Source organism: Bifidobacterium sp. ESL0822 (assembly GCF_052606675.1).
The window spans coordinates 852385-871892 of sequence record NZ_CP199596.1 but is presented as its reverse complement, the minus strand read 5'-3'; the positions used below and the strand labels follow the sequence as shown (position 1 = coordinate 871892).

The following is a 19508-nucleotide window of genomic DNA, read 5'->3' as shown; positions in this document are numbered from 1 at the left end:
GTACGCGGACGGGGATTTTTTGCGTCCCTCATGTGATGTATCGCAAGAGTTCACAGTGCCAGGTAAAGCGATCAAAGCGGATTGTATTGTAATGGAAAGGTGCTCGGTTTATGCAAATCAAGGTTGATCGAGAGCTGAACAAGTGTAGGCGCTTCCTCAGAGATCGCATACGTCCTTTTATCGAAGAGGAACTTGAATCGTGCACTGTCGCCGCTTATGTCAACTCAGGGGAACCTGAACCTCCCAAGGACTTTATTCGTCGTGCAGAGGCAGGTTTGATTCGATTCCACCCTGTTGATCGTGGAGATGCGTGGGGGACGAACTGGGGCACGACCTGGTTTCGCGTTGATGGCAGGCTGCCTATGTCGGAGTCCCGTCACGGGACGGAGATTGATCTGATTGTTGACCTGGGTTGGAATTCCAGCGTTTCCGGGGGGCAGTGCGAGGGGTTGGTCTTCGCCAAGGATGGAAGAGCGATCAAGGGCGTTCAGCCAATGAATGCTTGGGTCCGCTTGCAAGGCAAGGGTGCTATGGCGGGTCTGTGTGACGACAATGGCGCCTTCCGCCTGTATGTTGAGGCCGGGTGCAATCCCATGCTGTTGAATATTCCACAGCGTTCCACGGATTTGGGCGAAGAGGCCGATGGGCGTGTGTGTGGAAAGTATGCCTTCCATGGCATCAGTCTGTGCCGGTTTGATCGTGAACTTTGGGAGTATGCCAGGGATCTGGAGGTCGTTACGGGCCTGCTTGATGTCATTGACAAGAACTCGGTGCGATATTGGCAGGTGATGAAGGCCCTGCAGACCTCGCTCAATCATTATGATGATGATCACCGTGCTGAAACACTTGTCCAGGCCCGACATGCATTGGCTGGGGTGCTGAGCAAAACCAACGGACCGACGGTTTTCCATGATCATGCGGTCGGTCACGCACATATAGACACCGCCTATCTGTGGCCGAAGCGCGAGACAAGGCGAAAAATCGGCAGGACTGTTGCCAATGTCCTGGCCCTGATGGATCAGGACGACGAATTTGTTTTTGCAATGAGCTCGGCTCAGCAGTTTGCATGGCTGGAGGAGGATTATCCTGATCTCTTCAGACGCGTAAAGGAACGGATAGACCAGGGTCGATTCATTCCTGTGGGCGGAATGTGGGTGGAAGCAGATGCCATGATGCCTTCAGGCGAATCTCTTGTCAGGCAGATTACCAACGGCCGTCGGTATTTCAAAGACCATCTTGGCGTCAGTCCAAAAGGCATCTGGCTGCCCGATAGCTTTGGGTATACAGGTGCTTTCCCGCAGATTGCCAGAAGGGCTGGATACAGCTGGTTCCTCTCACAGAAATTGTCCTGGAATGACACAACCAAGTTTCCCCATCATTCCTTCATCTGGGAGGGAATCGACGGCAGTCCGATACTGACTCATTTTCCGCCTACTGATACTTATGCCGCCGAAATCACTCCCGGTGAATTGCGTTACTCGGAGATGAATGCAGCCGACAAGGAATGGATCGACCAGGGTCTGCTGCTTTATGGATACGGTGACGGTGGCGGCGGTCCCACCAGGGAGATGCTGGGCAGGCTCTCCAGGTTGCGCGATCTTGAGGGCGTGCCCACCTGTACTTCCGCGTCGCCTGACGATTTCTTCCAGACGCTGGCGGATCAGATGAATCGTTGTGATGGCTTTGAGAGGCCACGTTGGCACGGTGAGCTATATCTGCAGCTGCATCGGGCCACGCTCACGGCGCAGCAGGACATGAAGGCTGACTGCCGTCGCGAGGAGGGGATGCTCAGAACCATGGAATATCTGGGTTGCCTGGCCAGCTTGTGCCATGCGGAATATTGTTACCCCGGCGATCGGCTTCAATTCATCTGGCACCGTCTTCTGCTCAACCAGTTCCACGACATTCTCCCAGGTTCTTCGATTTCTTGGGTGCACCGTGAAGCTCGTCAGGAGTATGAGCAGGATATGTCCGAGCTGAGCGGGTTGATTCAGTCGGCTGCTGATACTGTGGCCGAGGCTGATCCCGATCTTCCCGTGCTTCAAAAGGGGTATATCGCGCAAAAGGATTGGCTGGTGCATCCAAGTCTTCCAGACGACTGCGCTGTGGATGACGGTTGTCTTTCCTGCAATGATTCCGCTCCTCAGGTCCATGCTGAAAAAGATGGATTCGTCATGGAGAATGCTTCGATAAGGGTTGTCATCAACAACGAAGGACTGATCGTATCCTTACGTGACCTTAAGGCCGGACGCGAACTGGTGGCTTCGGATCACGCTCTAGGCTCCTATCGCCTGTTGATCGACAAGCCATGCGAGCGTGATGCATGGGAATTGGACCGAGATGCCTTCCTGGGTCCCATTGATGAAGGCAGGGTCGTCAAGGTTGAACCTGTTTGCTCATCCGTTTCGGCCGGCGTGGAGATCACCACGGCCATAGGCGCAGGAACAACTATCAGGACCCAGGTTCTTCTGGATGGTCAAAACAGAAGTCTCAGGTTCCATGCCTACGTTGACTGGCAGGAGCGGGATCGCTTTCTCAAGGTGGATTTCCCTTTGAATGTCCAGACATCCATGGCTACTTACGAGTGTCAATACGGTACAGTCGATCGTCCAGTCTGTAGGGATGATGCAGACACGGAGGCCGCCTTTGAATGTTGCACCCATAGATTCGTACACCTTCGTGAGGGTGGATATGGAGTTGGGCTGGTCAACGAATCCACATATGGCTCCAGTGTCTTCCCGGTGGAGTCCGACGGGAATAACGGTGGCAGAACAGGGACCCTTTTGGAGTTGTCGCTGCTTTCCGCGCCCACATTCCCTGACCCCAATACGGATGTCGGCCGGAGCCACGAATTCACCTGGGAGGTCCTTCCGGGTGCCAATGTGGCGGATACGGTCAAGGAGGCGGGTGTTATCAACGCACCGACAATCGCCCATCTGCCGCAGGTCAGGCCGCTGATTCAATTGCGTCAAGGGAAAGGCACGGTGATTCTGGATTGGGTCAAGCCGGCCGATGATGGATCGAAGGACATCATTGTTCGTTTGTATGAACCTGTCGGGGAATCCGCAACTGCGGACATTCTTGCGGATGATCTGATCGCCGAGGCAACCGTATGCGAAACGGATCTGCTGGAAGTAGCCGGGGCGACCCACGGCATGCCATCCGCCCTGGAAGGCGCTTGGATTCCTCTGCAAGGTGCGCACCTCAACCTGCGCCCGTACCAATTAACGACGTTACGGATTCGACCATGATGGGCTCGGCGCCCAGGCCATGGCCAATGAGGACTGCCGGGGCGCTTATGTACACAACAACATCAAAAGAAAGCAGGGCGATATGACTACGATGTCAGAATCTCCCACATCCCTGTCATCACCAAAACCCAGGGGTGTAAATCCATCCAATCGATGGAAAAAAGGGATACGAAGCAAAAGCAGGTGGGCCGGCTTAGGATTTGTCCTGCCGTTCCTGCTGGTCTTTTTTGTAGCAACCATACTACCTATCATTTATGCTCTGTACCTGAGCCTCTTCCGGGATCAGCTCATAGGCGGCAGCCATTTCGTTGGATTGGCCAACTACATATCGCTGCTCAAAAGCGGTACTTTCTGGGACGGGGTATGGCGTGTGATCCGGGTGTTCCTGATTCAGGTGCCGATCATGTTGGGCCTGGCTCTCCTGGCGGCCCTGTGCATCGACTCCGGGCGACTCAGAGGGCACGGGTTCTTCCGAATCATCCTTTTTCTGCCGTATGCAGTTCCAGGCGTTGTCGCAGTGCTGATATGGGAATTCCTGTACGGCGATCAATTCGGGTTGACTGCCAGCATCAACAGCTGGTTCAACATAGCCATGCATCCATTGTCCAAAAACGTCATCCTGTGGTCCATAGGCAACATCATGACCTGGTCGTTCCTGGGATACAACATGCTGATTCTGTACTCCGGGCTGAAAACAATTCCTACCGAGCTGTATGAAGCCGCCCGTTTGGACGGAGCCAGCGAATGGAAAATCGCTCGTTACATCAAGGTGCCGGCAATAAAGGGGCAGTTGCTGATCACATGGATGTTCTCCATTATCGGTACCTTCCAGCTTTTCAGTGAGCCACAGCTGCTGAAGACGCCCGCGCCCAATGCAATATCAAGCAACTACACGCCCAACCTTTGGGCATACAACCTGTCTCTTAACGGAAGCCAGTACAACAATGCAGCTGCTCTGGCAATTCTTATGGGACTGATCACAGGGGTGATCACCTATATCACCCAGGAGCGGGGATCGCGAAGCGGCGATGAGAAGAAGCCCAAGGCATCCCGAGCTGCAAAAAGGAGGGCTGATCGATGAGTATCGTCGAACATTCCGGATCAAACAGATCTACCGGCGCCCACAGTCTGGTCCGGCACTCGCCGGCCATGCTCATCTTTATGCTGCTGCTGGCGTCCTATTCCTTGATTCCATTGTTGTGGCTGCTGATCAATGCCACCAAGACCCAGGCTGACGTTATGTCCACGTTCGGTCTGTGGTTCGGACACGGCTTCAACCTGATAGACAACATCAAGGAGACCTTTTCCTATAAGGATGGGATTTTCGCCAAATGGCTTCTCAATACCTTCTTATACGTGCTGATCGGAGCCGGCGGTGCGACTTTTTTGGCGACCATGGCGGGATATGCGCTGGCGATCTTTGACTTTCCGGGCAAGAAAGGCATCCTTGCCACGGTTATCGGAGGCATAGCCATCCCGGGAACAGCGCTGGTCGTTCCTACATTCCTGCTTTTTGCCAAGCTGGGATTGACCAATACACCATGGGCTGTCATTCTTCCGTCGCTGGTGAGTCCCTTCGGCCTTTATCTGGTCATGAGTTATTCGAGGACCGGCCTGCCAGTCAGCGTCATTGAGTCGGCACGCATGGATGGTGCGGGGGAATTCAGAATCTTTGCACAGATTGTGGTGCCTCTTCTGTCGCCCAGCATCATTACGGTGCTTTTGTTCGCTATCGTACAGACCTGGAATAACTATTTCCTGCCGTTGATCATGCTCAACGATCCGCGGTGGTATCCGCTGACCGTGGGCTTGAATGAATGGAATGACCAAGCTACGGGCTCGTCGACGCCAGAACCCATTTACAACCTGGTGATCACTGGTTCCTTGCTTACGGTCATACCGATTATTGTCATTTTCCTAATGCTGCAACGTTACTGGGAATCCGGCCTGACGGCTGGAAGCGTCAAGCAGTGATCCATCGATGTGACAAGGAGGTCATGGAGAAAGTCCCTCGTCTTGGAGGTTGCAGAAGAGACGGGGATAAGTAGGCATCGTCGATTCGTCGGCATGTCAAATCAAAGGAGATTGGTGATGAAACACAGCAGAATGACGAAATTCGCCACTGTCGCCACGGTGGCGGCTTTTGCGACAACTTTGTTGAGCGCCTGCGGAGGTGGCTCTTCAACAACCCAGAGCGGTCATGCAAATGACGTGGAACAGGCGCTTGAGAAAGGAGGCGATCTGGTCTATTGGACCTGGACATCGTCCGCTGATACCCAGGTCAAGGCCTTCGAGAAGCATTACCCCAAGGTTCATGTCAAGGTCGTCAACCCTGGCAGCGGGGCAGCGGCATATACCAAGATGATGAACGCCATAAAGTCGGGGTCCAATGTACCCGACATCATGCAGATCGAGTATCAGGCCCTGTCTCAGTTCTATACTCCGGGTAACCTGTTGGATCTGGCACCTTATGGCTTTGCCTCGCTCAAGAATCAATACGCGGCGTCCGCATGGAGCTCGGTGAGCGTTGGAGGCAAGGTCTACGGACTTCCTCAGGATACCGGTCCGATGGTTCTCTATTACAACAAGAAGGTCTTTGACTCGTTCGGCATCAGTGAGCCGCCAAAAACCTGGGATGAGTTCGTCAAGGACGGCGAGATCATGCAACAGAAGGATCCAAGCGTCCATATCACGAGCGACTCGGGTCAAGGCAATTTGGTGGCCTCCCTGCTTTGGCAGGCCGGCAGCCATGCCTTCAAGGTCTCTGGATCGAATGTAACCATCAATTTGAGTGACCCCGGCGCCCAGCGGTGGGCTGCCGTCTGGGACAAGCTGATTGGAGAGCATCTGATCACCACAGTGGCCAATCAGGGCACGGAGTGGTACCAGGCTGCAAACAAGGGGAAGAAGGCATCCATCATTTCAGCCTCGTGGCTTCGCAACACCCTGCAGACCTCGGTAAAGGAAAGTGCCGGGGACTGGAGAGTGGCTCCCATGCCTACATATGACGGGAAACCGGCCTCGGCCAATTACGGCGGTTCGTCTCAGGCCGTATATGCAAAGACGAAGAATCCCGCATTGGCTGCTGGTTTCGTCAAGTGGTTGAACAACTCACGAGAATCCATTGAGCTGGCCACGGCTTCAGGAGGCTTCCCCAGCACAGTCAAGGATTTGAATGCTCAGGACTTCCTGGAGGAGAAAGCCGACTACTTCGGCGGCCAACAGGTCAACAAGGTCTTTACTCAGAGCTCCAAGGATATTCGGTCTGGCTGGCAGTTCCTGCCCTATCAGGTCTACGCCAATTCAATCGTGAATGATTCGATTGGCAAGGCCTATGAGGGCTCGGTCCGTTTCGAGGATGCGTTGAAGACCTTCCAGAAGGACCTGGTTAAGTATGGCAATGAACAGGGTTACACGGTAAAGGGTCTGTAGATCGATTCATGTGATTGACCCTTCCATACCCCCATCTTGAAGACGGCGCGCAATGACAGCGTGGTCGGAGTCAAGATGGGGGTATTTAATTTTTGCGAAGCTGTCATGGGGAAGATGCTTTCCTGATTGTCTGTTTTTCTTTTGCACTTGCGGTCCCTTTGCCAATTTGTGTTATCTGATTTTGCGCACGGCTATGGGGATACAAGAGGCGTATAGCAGCTGATGTCGGATTTTCTGCCAGGTCTGCCGTTTGATGACGACGCGATTGGGCACACTGACTCATGATGGCCAGAACATCTTTACAACTGATGTTGGTCATTGGATAAAAAAGAGATATAATATTACTAAACCGCTTTAGTTTTGAAGCGGAATCTGCACAAACAAGGAGGTTTACGGGATGCAGCTGAAGGTGGAGCGTGAACTCGACAGGTGTGATCGAGTCATGAGGCAACGGGTGCTGCCCTATGTCGATAGAACGGTCGGCCATTGTGCAGTCAGGGTCTACCGGATTCCTGGCGAGCCCATTTCCTCCCAGGACTTCTTCCGCCGCCTGAACAATGGGGACATTCCTTTTGAGCCCTTGAATCTTGGCGAATCCTGGGGGACCACTTGGGGAACAACCTGGATGGAGATCAAGGGAAGCATTGACCAGAGCCATCGAGATGAGGCTCCGCTTGAACTGATTGTGGACCTTGGATGGCAGCCCGACTCTCCCGGCGGACATTACGAGGCAGAGGCCTACCGCCCCGACGGCTCCATTATCAAGGCGGTCAACCCGAAGAATCAGTGGATCCCTCTTGACGGCAAGGACTGGAAGGGGTTGGCCACTGATGAAGAGCCTTCTCTTATCGGGCCAGACGGTACATTCACCCTCTATCTGGAGGCAGCCTGCAATCCGCTTATTCTCGGTGTTCCGGCCTTCGTGAAGACACAGCTGGGGGATGGAACCACAGGACGGGCTGATGAGTCCAACATCCTGACCCGTCTGGATGTCTGCCGCTTCGATCAGGAGATATGGAACTACGCAATGGATCTGGAGGCGGTCAGCCAGATCATCAAGGAGTGCAACAAGAAACAGCCCCGCTACTGGCGGTTGGGCAAGGCTTTGCAAACCTCCCTCAATGACTATCAGGAAGGCGATGCAGACAGTCTGCCTCAGGCGCGAGGGGCTCTGGCGGAGGAACTTCGGCGTCCTGCGGTGTCCAGCAGCTTGGACCACGCAGTGGTGGGCCATTCCCATATTGATTCGGCATGGCTCTGGCCTAAGCGTGAAACGCGTCGAAAAGTGGCGCGTACTGTTTCCAACATGCTGGCACTGATGGAGCGCGACCCGGATTTCATCTATGTGATGAGCTCGCCGCAACAGTATGCATGGCTGGAGGACGACCACCCGGACCTGTTCTCCCGCCTGCTGCGTCGGGTCAAGGAAGGGCGCTTCATCCCGGTGGGCGGGATGTGGGTGGAATCTGATGGCATGCTCCCTGCCGGTGAATCATTGACAAGGCAATTTTCCTACGGCGAGCGTTACTATCGAGAGCACCTTGGCGTTGACACCGACGTGGTTTGGGAGCCGGACAGCTTCGGATACACAGGCCAGTTCCCGCAAATCGCCCGTCGTGCGGGGATGCGCTACTTCCTCTCACAGAAGATCTCTTGGAATGACACTACCAAGTTTCCACATCACACTTTCGACTGGCAAGGTATTGATGGCACATCCATCTTTACGCATTTCCCACCCATGGATACGTATGCATCCAGCATGACGGCAAGGGAGCTCAATCATTCCGAAGAGAACTATCAAGACAAGGATCTCTCCGACAGAGCAATCGTCCTTTGCGGTTACGGTGACGGCGGCGGCGGCACCACTCGTGAGATGTTGGGCCGCTACAATCGGCTGCGTGACGTCGAGGGAGTAGCCAGGGCACGTTATGAGGCTCCTGAGGACTTCTTCCGTGAATCCAGCAGGCAGATTCATCTGCGTGCCGGTCGGGAGATGCCCGTCTGGAAGGGCGAGCTCTACCTGGAGCTGCACCGCAAGACCCTGACCTCCCAGCAGGATATGAAGCGAGGCTGCCGGCAGGAGGAAGCCATGCTGCGCACTGTCGAATACCTGTGCGCTTACGCCGGCCTGGTCGATGACTCATACGAGTACCCCCGTCAGGAGCTGGACGGAATCTGGCGCACGCTTCTGCTCAACCAGTTCCATGACATTCTTCCAGGTTCCGCCATCTCCTGGGTGCATAGACTGGCCAGGGAAGACTACTGTAGGGACATAGCACGTCTGGAGCAGATCGGCGACGAGGCTGCCCGCGTCATAGCCTCCGCCCAGCCAGAGGCTCCCATGGTGTCCGATGCCAGGCTGATACCCATGGACGGCAAGGGTCAGACTGCTTGGAAGGCTGTCGGGCCAGTCCAGGCGCAGGAGGGGCCCGAAGGCATACGGCCTGTCCAAGTCAGTCAAGAGGGTGACGGATTCGTCATGGATAATGGTCTTATCCGTGCCGTCGTCGCTTCGGATGGCGAGGTCCATTCCATCCTTGACAGGACCTCTGGCAGGGACCTGGTCCCCCAGGGCTCATCGGTTGGCGGATATGAGCTCTTCAAGGATGAGCCCTATATGTGGGATGCATGGGACCTGGAGCGCGATGCCCTGCTGACTGCTTCTCCGGTCGATGACCCAGTCGCCATGGAGGCCTTGGGTTCCGGTGTTCGGGTATCGCGTCGGCATGGGGAGACCACAATCGTGACCACAATCGGGCTGACCCCTGGCAGCAGGCAGTTGGACTTCACTGCTGATGTTGACTGGCATCAGGATGAGCAGCTGCTCAAGGTGGACATCCCCGTTGCCGTTCAGGCCAGGTATGCACAATTCGAGTGCCAGTACGGCTTCATCGACAGGCCCATTCAGAAGAACAATGCTGCCGAAGAGGCCCAGTTCGAGAGCTGTACGCACCGATTCGTCAGGATCAGCGACGACGGCCTTGCCGTCGGCGTGGTCAACGCTTCGACATACGGCGGTGACACCACACCGATTCACTACGACGAGAAGGCTGGCAAAGAGGCGGGTACCCTGGTCAGACTGACCCTTCTGTCCGCCCCCGTCTTTCCTGATCCGCATACCGACAGGGGCAGGCACAGTTTTGCCTGGTCAATTGTCCCTGGGGACACCCAGGCTGACATCCTGCAAGCAGCCTATGCCCTCAACGCTCCGGTCTTCCATCATGGACTGCCTGCCGTTGAGCCACTGGCTGCTGTCGAGGATATCCAGGGCACCACCGTCATCGACTGGATCAAGACGGCTGATGACGACAACGACGATGTGATTGTCAGGGTCTACAACCCGGATTCTTCGCCCTCCAAGGCCAGGCTGCGCACCGGGTCGGTCCTGCAGGGGGCGACCGTGAGGGAGACCAACTCCCTGGAGGATGGACCTGTGCCCGAAGGCGTGCGGCCGGGTCTGTGCTCCGCACAGGGTGAGCAAGCTGATGGTGCCTTGCTGAATCTTGTTCCCTTCCAGTTCACCACCTTGAGACTCTCCAGGCGCTGAGTCGCCTGAGCAGGGGTGTTTGTCCGGCCGGTTCGTTGGTCGGTTTGGACCGGCCGGAAGCCCCACAAAGAAGTGAGTAGTAAAAAAGGAAAGGAAGCTCCGATGAGAGCACTGAAGAAGGTAGCAGTAATGATCTGCGCGACTGCCATGGCGGGTTCGTTGGCGGCGTGCGGAGGAAGCAACAGCGGTTCAGGGGGGTCAAAAGATGGTAAGCCGTCAGGCGAAATCTCCTTCCAGACCTGGAACCTGAAAAACGACAAGTACACTCCGTACTTCAAAAACCTGATTTCAGCCTACGAGAAGTCACATCCCGGCACCACCATCAAGTGGGTCGACCAGCCATCGGACAACTATGAGCAGAAGCTGTCCGCCGATGCTGCGGCCAACTCCCTGCCCGACATCATCGATGCCGGTCCCTCTCTGATGTACGGCCTGGCCAAGGCCGGGGCCCTGATGAACATCAGCAAGGAGGCTCCCAAGGCCCAAAACAACTATTACAAGAATGCCTGGGATGCAGTGACCTTCAAGGGCAAGGACATCGAGGAGGGTGCCTACGGCTTCCCTTGGTACGTCAACGATGGACCGACCTATTACAATTCTGAGCTCATGCAGAAGTGCGGGCTCGATCCCAACAAGCTGCCTGTGACCTGGGACGACTACTTCTCCCAGGCGGACACCATGGTCAATAGCGGCTGCGGGGCCTATATGTCCACCATGCTGGGTGGCTCCGTCGATGACTATGCATCGGCCGGCATCCCCATCATGAACAAGGACCACACCAAGTACGTCTTCAATTCCCCCGAGGCCGTCAAGCACCTGCAGCGCTTCGTCGACCTGTATAACAAGAAGGGAATCCCGCCGGAGGCTCTGAGCGCACAGTGGTCTCAGCAGGGCGAGTTCTTCCAGAAGGGCTCCATCGTGGCCATGGGCGGCAGTGCCTACTCGGCGGCGGATTTCAAGCAGAACTCCCCTGACCTGTACAAGCATCTGGCTGTGGGCACCAAGATCAGCGATCAGGGCAAGTCCGCCAGCCTGGCCTATGAGATGCTGGCCGTCAACGCCCAGACCAAGAACAAGACGCTCGCCCTGGACTTCGTCCAGTATGTGACCAATGCCAAGAACCAGCTGTCGTTCGCCAAGAAGTCCAACACCTTCCCCTCCAGCAAGGGTGGCCTTGATGATCCCTATTACGCCAACATCGACACCAGCGATGTTCAGGGCAAGGCCCTGAAGATCACTCTGAACTCCGTAAAGAACGGGTACTCAAGCCGTCCTGCCGAGTTCACCGATGCCAATGGCAAGGACTACCTGCAGCAGCAGGCCGCCCTGGCCCTGCAGGGCAAGCAGACAGCCAAGGAGTCCTTGGACAAGGCCGTCAAGTACGCCAACGAGAAGCTGCAGTAACTATGAGCCGCACCGACTCTTCCGCCATCCGGCCGAAGGCTTCTGCCCTCGGCCGGCACGGCGGGCCCCAGGCCGGGGTCCACGGCGGCAGGGGAATCCACTGGACCACTTCCCTGGCCCCTTACCTGTTTGTTTTCCCGGCCTTTGCCATCGTCTTCATCTTCGTGATCCTCGCTGCGCTGAATACCTGTCGCCTGGCATTTACCGATTCCACACTGCTGCGACCGGGCAAGTTCATAGGCATCCAGAACTTCGTAAAGATCGTGCATGACGACTATTTCTGGACCGCGTTGCTCAACTCCACCCTCTACGTGGTCTGCGTGGTCCCCTTTATGGTGATTCTTCCCCTGATACTGGCCAACCTGGTCAAGGGGAACTCCAGGATCATGGGGTTCTTCAGAACCTCCTTCTACACCCCCGTTGTCATGTCAGCAGTGGTGGTGGGGATGATCTGGACCAATCTGCTTGACCCCAAGGGGCTGGTCAACTCGGTTCTGGAGTCCCTGCACATCATCCACAGCCCGATTCCATTTCTCAGCGATCGCTGGCTGATACTGTTCACTTCCATGTTCGTCACCATCTGGCTGGGCCTTGGATATTACATGGTCATCTACCTGACCGCCCTGGCCAACATTGACGCCTCCCTGTACGAGGCAGCCTCGCTGGATGGGGCAGGCCCGGTAAGGCAATTCCTGTATGTCACCATCCCAGGAGTGAGATCCACCATCGTGCTGATCATGATGCTGTCCACCATCGCGGCCTTCCGTGTGTTCAACGAGATCTACGTGCTCACTAACGGCACGGCCGGACCCGGTGGCGAGGACATCACCATGTCCATGCTCATTCAGAAGGAGGGCACAGGCATCCAGGCCAGGACGGGCTATGCCAGTGCTCTGTCGCTGATCGTCCTGGTTGTGGTCGGAACCATGCTGGTCCTGCAGCAGATCATCCAGAAGCGGGGGGAGGACTCATGAAAAGCGGTCACTCCAAAGTCACTGTTGGCAAGGTCATTCAGTACCTTGTGCTCATACTGGTCTTCTTCCTGCTGGTGGGGCCCTTCGTCTGGGAGCTGTCGCTCTCCTTCAAGGGCAAGGGCGACAATGTCTACGCGGTTCCGCCCTACATCATCCCGAAGACCCCCACTTGGAACAATTACATATCCGTCTTCAGACAGGTTCCGGTCTTCCGGTACATGCTGAACACGGTGATCGTCGCCGTTCTTTCCATCGGTGGCAATGTCATCTTCTCGACCATGGCCGGATATGCGCTGGGTCGACTCAAGTGGCGCGGGCGCAACCTGCTCTTCACGATTTTCATGGGCACCATGGTCATCCCCGTCGAGGGTGTGGTCATCTCCCAGTTCCTGATCGTCCGAAGCGTCGGTCTACAGAACACCCTATTGGCCGTCGCCCTGCCAGGCATGGTGGGCGCCGTCAATATTCTGCTGATGACCAATGCCTTCAAGGGCATTCCGGATGAGCTTGAGGAGGCGGCCGAGGTGGACGGCGCCAATCTTTGGCAGCGCTTCTACCGGATCTGTGTGCCTCAGGTCAAAGGCACCATGACCGTCGTCGGCATCTTCGCCTTCGTGGGCGCCTGGAATGATTTCCTCTGGCCTCTTATCGTCATCTCCGACGAGTCAAACTACACGCTCACTCTGGGCATGAACCGACTCAAGGGCATGTTCATTTCGGATCCCAGATTGATAGCAGCGGGGGCCCTGGTCTCCCTGATACCGATCCTGGTCTTCTTCGCCTGCTTCCAACGCTACTTCTTCCGTGGTCTGGAACAGGGTGGCATCAAGGAATAGCATCATTATGAAATTTGGAGTCAATTACACCCCCTCCCACAACTGGTTCTATTTCTGGCTGCATCCGGATTGGGATGCTGTCGCCAAAGACCTGGACGACATCGCCTCCCTTGGGCTGGATCATATCCGCATCTTCCCGCTGTGGACGCTGCTCCAGCCCAACAGGACCTGGATCAACGATGCCGCCCTGGACGACCTGAGGCATATGGCCGCCCTGGCGGATGAACGAGGGTTGGATGTCTATTCGGATGTGATTCAAGGGCACATGTCCAGCTTTGACTTTGTGCCCTCCTGGCTGGTCTCATGGCATGAAACCAACATGTTCACGGATCCGGACGCTGTCCAGGCGCAGGCCCGTCTGGTCGCTTCGGTCTATGAAGCCTTGGCGGATCTGCCGCATTTCCGCGGTCTGACCGTCGGGAACGAATGCAACCAGTTCACTGACCGTGTTCATCCGCGTCGAATGCCCTCCTCCTCCGAGGAGGCCGAAGACTGGCTGCTGCAGCTGTTGACCCCATTGAAGCAGAGGGCGGCCCAGGAGGGCCGCGTGCTTCTGCATTGCGAAAACGATGCGACCTGGTATCAGGATGGCCACTCTTTTCTTCCGCGATATGCGTCCAACATCGGAGACATGACCTGCATTCATTCCTGGGTTTTCAACGGCGCCGCCCAGGAGTGCGGTCCCTTGGCCGAGGAGAGCACGCGGCATGCCGAGTACCTGGTGGAGCTGTCGAAGGCCTTTGCCGGTCAGCCCCATCGGCAGGTCTGGCTGCAGGAGATCGGTGCCCCGCTCAATGTAATGGGCGCAGAGCAGGCTGCTGACTTTTGCAGGTCTTCAGTGGAGCATGCCCTCGATTGCAGCGATATGTTCGGCATCACCTGGTGGTGTTCGCATGACGTCGACCAGCATTTCGGTGATTTTCCTCCCTTTGAGCATCATCTGGGTCTGTTCGACCAAGAGCAGCATCTCAAGCCCATAGGCAAGGCCTTCGCCCAGGCAGTGAAGGAGTACACTGGCAAGGAGGTCTCCCGGACCAGGTCAACGGCTCTCGTGGTGGATGTGGACGAGCATGATGATCCTTTGCTCAGATCCGCCTGTGCGCCCGGCGGTTCTATCTTCAAGAAGTGGATGGAACTCAGCCGCCAAGGTGCTAGGCCGGCCCTGGTCACATCCCTGCACGCGGCGGACAGCAGCTGGCTGCGGGACAGGGGGATCAGTGAGTGCATTGCCGTCAAACCTGTTGGTGGAAGCTCATATAGCGCTGTATCCGACTCCTCGCTTCTGCAGAATAAGTCCTGACCGCGGCATGCCCTGCTTCCGGATTCGGCTCCTGCCTTCGTCTGAGGCTGGAATGTGAGCGATAACAAGCTCCTTGGCCTCAGAGGAGGTTGTTGACCAAGGTTTTGTGCTGATGAGGGTCTAAGTTAGGGTTAAAGGTCGATATTCATATACGCCCAAAGCGTGTGGCAGGCAGTCTGATTTGCTGAGTCGGCCGAGCCGGATCACGGGTGTCGACGAGGATGGTTGATATGAGGTGGCGCATGGACGGCGAGTCCGATGGCGGAGAAACGGAAGCCAGAACGGGCTCGTCTGTTCATAAGGGGACGGACGATGCCAGGGTCAACCTCAAGGACATAGCCAACGAACTGGGGATATCCCAGACAGCGGTCTCCTTCGCCATCAATGACAAGCCTGGAGTCTCCATCCAGACCAAGCGCAGGGTTCGCGAAGCGGCTGCCAGGATGGGATGGAAACCAGTATATGCAGCCCAGGCCCTGGGCAGTTCCAGGACCATGACGGTGGGCTTCGCTCCGGCCAGGTCCATGGATGCCTTCCAGACCGAAGGATTCATGCTGCATTTCATGGCTGGCATCCATACATCCCTGAGCAGGTCGGGATACGGCCTGCTCTTCCGCCCCTGCGCCACGCTTGACGAGGAGCTGGACACTTATCGGGACTGGGCCAGGCGCAAGCGGGTCGATGGGGTGGTCCTGGTTGATCTTCTCTCCGATGATCCCAGGCCTCGGCTTCTGCATAATCTAGGCCTGCCCGCAGTTTTGGCCGGAGGTCCGGACTCGGACAACTATCTGCCCTCGCTGTCCATCGACGATTCCAGAACCATGACGACGATCATGAACCATCTGAGCTCGCGTGGGCATGCCCGGATCGCTTATTTGTCGGGGGATGAAAACCTTGACTACAGCCAAGCCCGTGTCTCTTCCTTCAAGGAGTTCGTCCGTCGTAAAAACCAGGGGGAGCCGAAGGTGGAGTTCACGGACTTTACGCCGGACAAGGCCGCGGCCCTGACTCTTCGTCTGTCATCGGGGAAGAATCCGTATACGGCTTTTATCTACGAGAACGAGATCATGGCTGCAGCAAGTCTACGAGCGATGCTGGAAAGCAGGATGACCTCCATAACAGTACCGAGGTCTGAGAATAAGGCTGCAGCTCCTGTTTCGGCCTATCTCGGTCTGCCGGCCATGGTCAGCTTCGAGGACAGCTTTATCTGTCAGAGCACCTATCCTTCCATTACATCAGTCCATCGTGATGCCGGGCTCTACGGCACCAAGGTGGCCAACCTGCTTCTGAAGATCTTCCGAGGGGAGCAGGTGGGGGGCAACCGCCGTATTCTGACCCCAAAGTTGGTCATTCGCGAGAGCACGGCGCGTCCGCTGCGATGAAACCTGTGACAAGCGCCGGGAATTCTGTGCTATGGCCCCGGTATCATGGTCGCATGTGAGCGTAAACGGTCACGCCTGTGAAACGTCTGCCGCCAATGCCACCGAGGAGGATGGAGTCGTCATGTTCATACCACGTTATTACGAGGATCCAGCCACGCTGCATGTGGGGACCGAGCCCAACCGTGCCTACTATATGCCGGCCGGCGCCCCCATGGACACGCGTGGCGACCTGCGCAAGCGCTCCGACCGATACCTGGATCTGGATGGAGACTGGGACTTTCGCTATTACGCCAGCATCGACCAGCTGGACGCCGAGGTTCAATCCGCCAACGAGGCCAAGGATCCGGTCTTTTTCGAAGCAGGCTACAGCCCCTCCCGGGATGCGGGCCGAGGGGTGTACCAGCCCATCCATGTGCCAGGAGTCTGGCAGACCCAGGGCTATGACAACCCCCAATACACCAACGTGCGTTATCCCTTCCCCTTCGATCCGCCCAGGGTGCCGGCCGACAATCCCTGCGGCATCTACCTGCGCTCCTTCGACTACGAGCCTGATCCCTCGGCACCTCGTGCACTGCTCAATTTCGAAGGGGTGGACTCCTGCTTCTACCTCTGGGTCAACGGGGATCTGATCGGATACAGCCAGGTCTCGCACGCCACCAGTGAGTTCGATGTGACCGACCACCTGCGGCAGGGCCGCAACCAGCTGGCCGTCCTGGTGCTCAAGTGGTGCGATGGCAGCTATCTGGAGGACCAGGACAAGTTCCGCATGAGTGGCATCTTCCGCGATGTCTACATCCTGCGTCGGCCCAAGGCACATCTGCGCGACTGGTTCGTCCACACCGATCTGGACGAGGACATGGGTCATGCCAAGGTGACCCTGGAACTGGATCCCACCGGCGTATCGGGCCAGGACGATGCCGCTCTTGACGTGCAGGCTCTGCTGACCGATCCCGATGGGGTGGAGGTGGCCCGGGCCGAGCTGACAGGTTGCAAGGAGCCTGAGCAATTTGTCATGGAAGTCAGCCATCCCCGCCTCTGGAATGCCGAGGACCCTGAACTCTACCGGCTGACCCTGTCGACCAGGGCCAGCGCTTCTGAACCCGACGATTCCGCTCAGCCCTTGCCGGGGGAGCACCCCGACGAGGTAATCACCGAGTACATCGGCCTGCGCACCATAAGCGTGGACGGCCAGGTGGTCAAGGTCAACGGCAGCCCCATCAAGATTCACGGGGTCAACCGACATGACGGGGATCCGCGCACCGGCTTCGCCATCGATCAGAGGCAGATCATGCGCGACCTGACCCTGATGAAAGAGCACAACGTCAACGCCATCCGCACATCCCATTACCCCAACAGCCCCCAGTATTACGCCCTCTACGACCAGCTGGGCTTCTATCTGATCGCCGAGGCAGACCTGGAGACCCACGGCATCGAGGCCCTCTACCACGGTCCGGACTGGAAGGAGCCCGATTACTGGAATGGTCGCATCGCCGACGAGCCGCGCTTCACCAAGGCCATTGTCGACCGGGTCCAGCGCAGCGTGGAGCGGGACAAGAACCATCCTTCGATTCTGATCTGGTCCATGGGCAATGAAAGCGGTTACGGCTGCGGCATCGAGGCGGCTCTGGCCTGGACCAAGTCCCGGGACTCCTCCCGTCTGACCCACTACGAGTCGGCCATCCACGGCTCGCCCCGGAAGGATCTGGACTACAGCAATCTGGACATCACCTCGCGAATGTATCCCAGCATCAAACAAATCGAGGATTACTTCACGCCGGAGGGTCCTCATGGCATCAGCAGCCACGGGGATGACGGAGACGGAGGACGTCGGCCTTACTTCCTCTGCGAGTACTGCCATGCCATGGGACTGGGCCCCGGGGATTTGGAGGACTATTTCCGGGTCATTCAGGCCTATCCAGGGCTACTGGGCGGCTGCATCTGGGAGTGGGCCGACCATGCCATCGACCAGGGCAGGGACCGTGAGGGCCGTCGGATCTATGCCTACGGTGGCGACCACGGCGAGTACCCCAACGATGCCAACTTCTGCATGGACGGCCTGGTCTACCCCGACCGACGGCCCCACACAGGCCTCAAGGAGTTCAAGAACGTATTCCGTCCGGCCCGTCTGGTCGGCTACGATCCCCAGACCCGGCTGCTCACCCTGCACAACTATCTGGACTTCACCTTCCTGGACGAATACCTGAGCCTGAAGTGGACCCTCCTGTGTGACGGGGAGCCGGTTGCCTCCGGGACGCCGGAGCTTGACCGGGGGACCGGCCTGCACATCGCCCCCCATGCCGAGGGAACCGTGGGTCTGCCACCCATGAATCCTCCTGAGAAAGGCCGTCTGACCCTGCTGGTGGAGTATGTCCTGGCCAAGGCCGATTCGGTGCTTCCACAGGGGCATCCACTGGGCTTCGATCAGCTTGAAGCTGCGGACATGGGAATGCCTGAACGTCCCAACGGCGTGGCCAGGGTCATCAGTGCCGATCCCGGCAGCGGATCCCGGGGCGCCCATCGTCCGATGGTCAGGCAGACTGATGCCCGCTTCGATGTGGAGGGGGCCGACTGGCGCTACGTCTTCAACCGACGAACCGGCATGGTGGAATCCATGTGCATCGACAACCGTTCCCTGCTGACCGCCCCTATGGAGGTCAACCTCTGGCGGGCGCCCACGGATAATGATGCCACCATCAAAGAGGAATGGCGCAAGGCCGAATACGACCGGGCCGGCACCAGGGCCCTATCCTGCCAACTGCAGACCGATCAGGAACGGGGGTTGACCACCATCAAGGCTGAACTGTCCCTGGTGGCACCTTTCATTCAGCCCATGGGCAGCATCCTCGCCACCTGGACCCTGAGTGACCAGGGTGGGCTGGACCTGAAGATGGAGCTGCATCGGGATTCCGAATTCCCCTATCTGCCCAGGTTCGGCCTGCGGCTCTTCCTGCCCAAGAGTCTGCAGCGGGTCACCTATTGCGGCTATGGGCCCTACGAGAGCTACCGGGACATGCACCGTGCCAGCCACTATGGCGTTTTCCATGACACTGCGCAGGGTATGGTCGAGCACTACCTGCGTCCCCAGGAGAACGGCTCCCATTATGGCTGCGACTACGTCCTGGTGGAGGATGACCGCTCACTGTTGCAGGCTGCGGGGGATGGTCCGATCAGCTTCAACTGCTCCCCCTACACACAGGAGGAGCTGACCGCCAAGGGGCACGACCATGAGCTGGAGGAATGCGGCTCGACCGTGCTCTGCCTGGACTATGCCACAAGCGGTGTAGGCTCGAACAGCTGCGGACCCGAGCTGGATCCCGCCTATCGTCTGGATGAAACCGATCTGGTCTTCGGACTGCATCTGCGGGTCCGTTCCAAGTGACCC

The 19508-nt window shown here is 57.2% G+C and carries 11 protein-coding genes; all 11 read left to right on the top strand.

All coding sequences use genetic code 11. The annotated features are described in order from the left end of the window. The first annotated feature begins 110 nt into the window (after positions 1-110). The 11 genes from ACUIAF_RS03575 (at position 111) to ACUIAF_RS03525 (ending at position 19505) form a co-directional block, all read left to right on the top strand. Positions 111-3251, top strand: a complete 3141-nt coding sequence (locus ACUIAF_RS03575; RefSeq protein WP_445339040.1) for an alpha-mannosidase — start codon at positions 111-113, stop codon at positions 3249-3251. An 82-nt stretch (positions 3252-3333) separates the two neighbouring features. Then, a complete protein-coding gene (locus ACUIAF_RS03570; protein WP_110417132.1) occupies positions 3334-4332 on the top strand; it encodes a carbohydrate ABC transporter permease in 999 nt (332 codons plus the stop codon). Then, positions 4329-5225 carry a carbohydrate ABC transporter permease gene (locus tag ACUIAF_RS03565; protein ID WP_445339039.1) on the top strand — a complete coding sequence of 299 codons (897 nt, stop codon included), beginning with the start codon at positions 4329-4331 and terminating at the stop codon, positions 5223-5225. The genes ACUIAF_RS03570 and ACUIAF_RS03565 overlap by 4 nt, the downstream gene beginning before the upstream one ends. A 117-nt stretch (positions 5226-5342) precedes the next feature. Beyond that, positions 5343-6683 carry an ABC transporter substrate-binding protein gene (locus ACUIAF_RS03560; RefSeq protein ID WP_445339038.1) on the top strand — a complete coding sequence of 447 codons (1341 nt, stop codon included), beginning with the start codon at positions 5343-5345 and terminating at the stop codon, positions 6681-6683. Between the two features lie 397 nt (positions 6684-7080). After that, entirely contained in the window at positions 7081-10230 is a 3150-nt protein-coding gene (locus ACUIAF_RS03555) for an alpha-mannosidase (protein WP_445339037.1), read from the top strand. 102 nt (positions 10231-10332) lie between these two features. Then, positions 10333-11634 (top strand): ABC transporter substrate-binding protein, encoded by a 1302-nt coding sequence (locus ACUIAF_RS03550; protein ID WP_445339036.1) that lies wholly within the window; start codon positions 10333-10335, stop codon positions 11632-11634. A gap of 2 nt (positions 11635-11636) precedes the next feature. Continuing rightward, the gene (locus ACUIAF_RS03545) at positions 11637-12608 is read left to right on the top strand and encodes a carbohydrate ABC transporter permease (protein WP_445339035.1); all 972 of its coding nucleotides are present in this window, start codon (positions 11637-11639) and stop codon (positions 12606-12608) included. Next, positions 12605-13444, top strand: a complete 840-nt coding sequence (locus ACUIAF_RS03540) for a carbohydrate ABC transporter permease (RefSeq protein ID WP_015021592.1) — start codon at positions 12605-12607, stop codon at positions 13442-13444. Before ACUIAF_RS03545 ends, ACUIAF_RS03540 begins: the two co-directional genes overlap by 4 nt. A 7-nt stretch (positions 13445-13451) precedes the next feature. After that, positions 13452-14744, top strand: coding sequence for a glycoside hydrolase 5 family protein (locus tag ACUIAF_RS03535; protein ID WP_445339034.1), 1293 nt, complete (start codon positions 13452-13454; stop codon positions 14742-14744). Between the two features lie 230 nt (positions 14745-14974). Beyond that, complete coding sequence (locus ACUIAF_RS03530; protein WP_445339033.1) at positions 14975-16126, top strand: LacI family DNA-binding transcriptional regulator; 1152 nt, start codon at positions 14975-14977, stop codon at positions 16124-16126. 55 nt (positions 16127-16181) lie between these two features. Then, positions 16182-19505, top strand: a complete 3324-nt coding sequence (locus ACUIAF_RS03525) for a glycoside hydrolase family 2 TIM barrel-domain containing protein (protein ID WP_445339032.1) — start codon at positions 16182-16184, stop codon at positions 19503-19505. The last annotated feature ends 3 nt before the right edge of the window (positions 19506-19508 follow it).

Excerpts from the sequence above, each read along its gene's own strand:
- ACUIAF_RS03550 (WP_445339036.1), top strand. The coding sequence starts at position 10,333 with ATGAGAGCACTGAAGAAGGTAGCAGTAATGATCTGCGCGACTGCCATG.
- ACUIAF_RS03540 (WP_015021592.1), top strand. The coding sequence starts at position 12,605 with ATGAAAAGCGGTCACTCCAAAGTCACTGTTGGCAAGGTCATTCAGTAC.
- ACUIAF_RS03560 (WP_445339038.1), top strand. The coding sequence starts at position 5,343 with ATGAAACACAGCAGAATGACGAAATTCGCCACTGTCGCCACGGTGGCG.
- ACUIAF_RS03530 (WP_445339033.1), top strand. The coding sequence starts at position 14,975 with ATGAGGTGGCGCATGGACGGCGAGTCCGATGGCGGAGAAACGGAAGCC.
- ACUIAF_RS03565 (WP_445339039.1), top strand. The coding sequence starts at position 4,329 with ATGAGTATCGTCGAACATTCCGGATCAAACAGATCTACCGGCGCCCAC.
- ACUIAF_RS03555 (WP_445339037.1), top strand. The coding sequence starts at position 7,081 with ATGCAGCTGAAGGTGGAGCGTGAACTCGACAGGTGTGATCGAGTCATG.
- ACUIAF_RS03575 (WP_445339040.1), top strand. The coding sequence starts at position 111 with ATGCAAATCAAGGTTGATCGAGAGCTGAACAAGTGTAGGCGCTTCCTC.
- ACUIAF_RS03535 (WP_445339034.1), top strand. The coding sequence starts at position 13,452 with ATGAAATTTGGAGTCAATTACACCCCCTCCCACAACTGGTTCTATTTC.
- ACUIAF_RS03570 (WP_110417132.1), top strand. The coding sequence starts at position 3,334 with ATGACTACGATGTCAGAATCTCCCACATCCCTGTCATCACCAAAACCC.
- ACUIAF_RS03545 (WP_445339035.1), top strand. The coding sequence starts at position 11,637 with ATGAGCCGCACCGACTCTTCCGCCATCCGGCCGAAGGCTTCTGCCCTC.